Origin of the sequence: Treponema sp., from assembly GCF_045657965.1 — a bacterium.
GTDB lineage: Bacteria > Spirochaetota > Spirochaetia > Treponematales > Treponemataceae > Treponema_D.
Genome location: NZ_JAZOUG010000135.1, coordinates 1 through 4,754, shown reverse-complemented (window position 1 = coordinate 4,754; position 4,754 = coordinate 1). Strand labels below are relative to the sequence as shown.

Below are 4,754 nucleotides of genomic sequence, written 5' to 3'. Positions count from 1 at the left end.
ATAAAAAACACTTAATTAAAACAATAAAATCAAAGATACCAAATGCCAGAGACACAGAAAAACCACTTTCCGGATTAAAAATTGTTGTAGATGCAGGAAATGGAGCAGCAGGCTTTTTTGAGTCTATGCTTTCAGAACTTGGGGCTGATACGAAAGGCAGTCAGTTCTTAGAGCCGGACGGAATGTTTCCGAATCACATACCTAATCCAGAAAATAAAAAGGCGATGGAGTCTATTCAAAATGCCGTCCTGAAAAACAAAGCGGATCTGGGATTAATTTTTGATACTGATGTAGACCGGATGTCAGCTGTTTTTTCCGATGGAACTGAAGTAAACAGAGATGCAATAATCGCTTTGGCAGCAGCAATTTTAGCCCCGGAATATCCAAACACAACAATAATCACAGATTCTGTAACATCAGACCGACTGACAAGATTTCTGGAAAACACCCTGGGACTTCATCACCATTGTTTTAAGCGCGGATACAAAAATGTAATCAATGAATGTAAACGGCTTAATTCAGAAGGAAGGATTTCTCCTCTTGCAATGGAAACCAGCGGGCATGGAGCTCTAAAAGACAATTTCTATCTCGATGACGGAGCTTTTTTAGCTGTAAAGATTGTAATAGCACTGGCAAATGCAAAATCCGAGGGAAAAACTCTTGAAAGCCTTATTGAAAAACTCGAACCGTTAGTTGAAGCTGAAGAAATCAGATACAAAATCAATTGTGAAGATTTTTGCTCATACACAGATGAAGTTTTAGTTACATTCCGAAAAAGAGCTGAAGAAGCAGGCTTTATAATGAAAAAATCCTATGAAGGTATAAGAATTTCGTTTAATGATGATGACAAAAAAGGGTGGCTTTTACTCAGAAAATCTCTGCACGATCCTGTAATGCCTCTTAATATTGAAGGAGAAAGGAAAGGTGACTGCAAAAAAATTCTTGAAGAAGCTGAAAAATTACTGACAGGCTTCGATAAATTAAGCAGATAATAAAAAAGGTCAAAAAAAATCCCTTTCAGTAACTAACTGAAAGGGTAATTTTACGACCCCTGCTGGGCTTGAACCAGCGACACACGGATTAACAGTCCGTTGCTCTACCGACTGAGCTAAGGGATCAGCATGTTCTCGCGAACGAGTGTTATATTATATGAATCACAAAAAAGTGTCAATAGACTAAATAATTTTTTTTCAAATTTTTATCACAAAATTTACTGTATAAAACTGATTGTTCCAGTCAGTTATTTTTACACGACCTTCACCTTTCTTTCCGCAGGATTTTACATAAAATCCGGCCATACCGCCTTTAAGAGAAACTGCTTTTGGGCCAATCAGCTCAATACTTCCCTCCACCTCCAGCAAAACCGCTTCCTGGCAATACGGCTGCACGTTTCCGTTTTCGTCTGCGGCTTTCAGTGATACAAATGCGACGTCATAAGATTCTTCTTCGATAAGCGTAGTACGTTTAGATTCGAGTTTTAGAAAAGTTTGTTTTGCAGGAGTTTTTGTAAGGGTTTTTACCAGCTTTCCGTTTCTGTAAGAATCAAATCTGTATTTAACAGCCTGTCCACCCCAGTTTCCGATGTATTTTCCATAGAGGTCACGGAGCTTACCTGGATTGGTAACTCGTCTAATCCATAAACCAAGTCCCTTCAGAATATATTTGAAAGGCAGTTTATCTACGCCGTATTTTTGCAGGGCAAACAGCATAGCTTTCATTGGTACAGAATATTTTTCCTTAATTCCATCTTCATCAACAAGCCTGTGGCCAATGTAATCATCAATAAGAATTGGACCGTGTAAAAGATTTTTAAATGGAGACTGTTCAATACTGTATTCTTTAATGAAAATATCATTTACGTACATTTTAACACTGTCAGCATTTGTTATAATATAAACATCACCCCTGGCCCCTCCAGCATGTTCTCCAATATCCATACTCGAAGTAACTTCAAGAACATCGCCGGTAATATCCGCACACTGCTGACTCTGATAAACTTTTGCTGCCATTTTAGAATTTCTGAACATATCCAGAACACCGTGATAGCATATGTAATCACCTGAACCGAAATCTTTATGCGTATTGTAATCTGACATACACCATCCGCTCGAGCCGGAAATTTCTGAACGTGCAGCTACTGCATCAAGAACTTTTGCATGGCGCAAAGCATGCTCCGTTCTGTGTGCTTCACAGTCAAAAGTTTTAGTCGGAAACATATGGCCATTATATTCAGTAATCATGTAGCCTTTTTTTGTTTTAGTAACCTTTTTTTTGGGAAGACAGCCTTCGTTTTCTCCAAAAAAGCTGAAATCATTAAAAGTATAGACATCTTCAAGAAGACTGCTGTTTCTTAAAAAACGGACTCCGCCTGTAGGACGAGTTGAATCAAGCTCATGAGCATCCGCATTTGTGCGCGTATAAAATTCATCATCATCAAGACTTTCGTTAATTCTTACGCCCCAGATAAAGATGGAAGGATGATTACGCCACTGAATTATCATCTGACGCACATTTTCTACGGCAATATCTTTCCATTCAGCATTTCCTATATGCTGCCAGCCCGGAATTTCAGTAAAAACCAGAAGGCCTGTTTCGTCGCAGCGGTCAATAAAATAATGGCTCTGCGGATAGTGGGAAGTCCGCACTTCATTGAGCCCCAGCTCGTATTTTAAAATATCGGCATCATCCCGCTGCATATTTTTTGGCATTGCATATCCGGCATAAGGCCATGACTGATGACGGTTAAGACCACGAAGTTTAATTTTCTGCCCGTTAAGATAAAATCCTGATTCATCAAAAAGAATGTCACGGAAGCCAAAGCGAGTTTGCTTTGTATCCAGAAGATTTTTATCAGAATCGAAAAGTGAAGTTTCAAGAATATAAAGATAAGGTTCATCGACAGACCACAATCTTATCTGCTCGTCAGGATTTGTTGAAAGAGGAGCATTTTCTGCCTTCTTAAGGGTATTAATAATTCGGTATTTTTCGATTTCAGTCTGATTTATGCCCGCAATTTTTACATCAGCAGTATATTCAATTCCTTTTGTTTTTACAAAAACATTTTCTATATAGACAGGATTTTTAATTTCTATATAGACATCACGGTAAATTCCGCCGTAAGTCATGTAATCGATTACAAAGCCAAAAGGCGGCTGATTTAAGCTTTCACGGCTGTCCACACGAATTGCAAGAAGATTTTTGCTTCCTGAAGGTGCCAGATTTTCTGTTAAATCTACAGAAAATGCTGTGTAGCCGCATTTATGAACAGCAAGAGATTTACCATTTAAGAAAACTTCGCTTTCGTGAGCTGCACCTTCTAAGGTTAAAAGTATTTTTTTACCTTCCCAGCCGTTTTCCGTTATAAATGTGCGGCGGTAAAGTGCATTTTTCTGATAAGTATCGGTTGAAAATGAGTTAAACGGAGTTTCTGTAAAAGAATGCGGGATTCTGACTTTTTCAAAGTCTGCAGTTGAACCATTTTGTGTTAATTCTTGTGAAAATTCAGAAGAAAACTCCCAGTCATTATTCAAATAAATTCTTGGCATTGTTAAATTGTAAGTCACAAGCATAAAAAAGGAAAGAATTTTTTACCGTTGAGTTACGCAGCAGTTTTCACTATAATGTTACGCAAATTATTTTAAAAACGAGGAACTTATGCTTACTCTTAAATTTGGCGGCACATCAATGGGAAGTGCCAGAAGAATCCTTAATTCTGCAAAAATCATGGAAGGCCGCGCAAAAGAAGGCCGTATCAGTGTCATTGTTTCAGCAGTTGCCGGTGTTTCAAATGCACTTCAGGCTGCAATTGACGGCTGTGTCACCGGCGGAAGTGCAAAAACTTACGTTGAGAGCATAAGAAAAACCCATACAGAAATCGCTTCTCAAATCGAGGCTGAACTCAAGGGCTTTTCATCAAAAGAAGTCCTCAAAAAAATCGAACCAAATTTTGCTGAACTCGAAAAACTTCTTTCGGGCGTAGCTTCTTTCGGCGAATGTCCTACATCAATTCACTGCCGCATTATGGGAATGGGCGAACTTTGCTGCGTTCCAATCGTGAATGCAGTGCTTCTTGCAAAAGGAATTGACGTAATCGTTTTGGACAGCCGACGATTTATCTTTACCACAGGAAACCAGGCTGAAGGCGACGTTGATTTTGGCCGCACACAGCTTGCACTTGAGCCTTACCAGGATTCAGGAAAATCAAGCGGAAACCGTGTAATTTTAATGCCTGGCTTTGTCTGCTCATGGAGCGAGCACTTTGACGACGAACCAAAAATGGGCTTACTTGGCCGAAACGGCTCAGATTTTTCTGCTTCAATCATTGCAAGCTGCCTTAATTCAACAAAATGCGAATTCTGGACGGACGTTGACGGAATCTACACTGCTGACCCGCGCGTTGTAAGCGATGCAATTTTAGTTGAAGACATGACTTACGAAGAGGCAATGGAACTTTCTTTCTTCGGAAGCAAAGTCCTTCATCCAAAAACCCTCACTCCTCTTGCAGCAAAGAACATCGAAGCGTGGAGCTTAAACAGCCACAATCCGGAAGCAAGGGGAACTCGAATCGGACGCGGGCCTTTTGAATCAGAAAAGAACGCAGGTCCTGTCCGAGGCATTTCGTGCCTTAAAAACACAGCCCTCATTTCAGTTTCCGGAAGCGGCATGAAGGGAAAAACTGGCATTGCAAGCCGGATTTTTGCAGCCGTAAGCCGTGAAGGAATCAGCATGCTTTTGATTACTCAGTCTTCTTCTGA

Annotated in this window: 3 protein-coding genes and 1 tRNA gene; 2 read left to right on the top strand and 2 right to left on the bottom strand. The window is 39.9% G+C overall.

Annotated elements, in window-relative coordinates; translation table 11 throughout:
• Positions 1-992, top strand: a 992-nt coding sequence (locus ACKI5B_RS04920; protein ID WP_486401667.1) for a phosphohexomutase domain-containing protein, incomplete at its 5' end; no start/stop codon positions are given.
• A 53-nt stretch (positions 993-1,045) separates the two neighbouring features.
• On the opposite strand, the gene ACKI5B_RS04915 is transcribed toward ACKI5B_RS04920, so the two are convergent.
• Together ACKI5B_RS04915 and ACKI5B_RS04910 are read right to left on the bottom strand one after the other, a co-directional pair.
• Positions 1,046-1,118, bottom strand: a tRNA-Asn gene (locus tag ACKI5B_RS04915).
• Between the two features lie 72 nt (positions 1,119-1,190).
• Positions 1,191-3,545 carry a glycoside hydrolase family 2 protein gene (locus tag ACKI5B_RS04910; protein WP_407426414.1) on the bottom strand — a complete coding sequence of 785 codons (2,355 nt, stop codon included), beginning with the start codon at positions 3,543-3,545 and terminating at the stop codon, positions 1,191-1,193.
• 109 nt (positions 3,546-3,654) lie between these two features.
• Here ACKI5B_RS04910 and ACKI5B_RS04905 point away from each other — a divergent pair.
• A partial coding sequence (locus tag ACKI5B_RS04905) for an aspartate kinase (protein WP_407426412.1) occupies positions 3,655-4,754 on the top strand: 1,100 nt, incomplete at its 3' end.

Excerpts from the sequence above, each read along its gene's own strand:
- ACKI5B_RS04910 (WP_407426414.1), bottom strand. The coding sequence starts at position 3,545 with ATGCCAAGAATTTATTTGAATAATGACTGGGAGTTTTCTTCTGAATTT.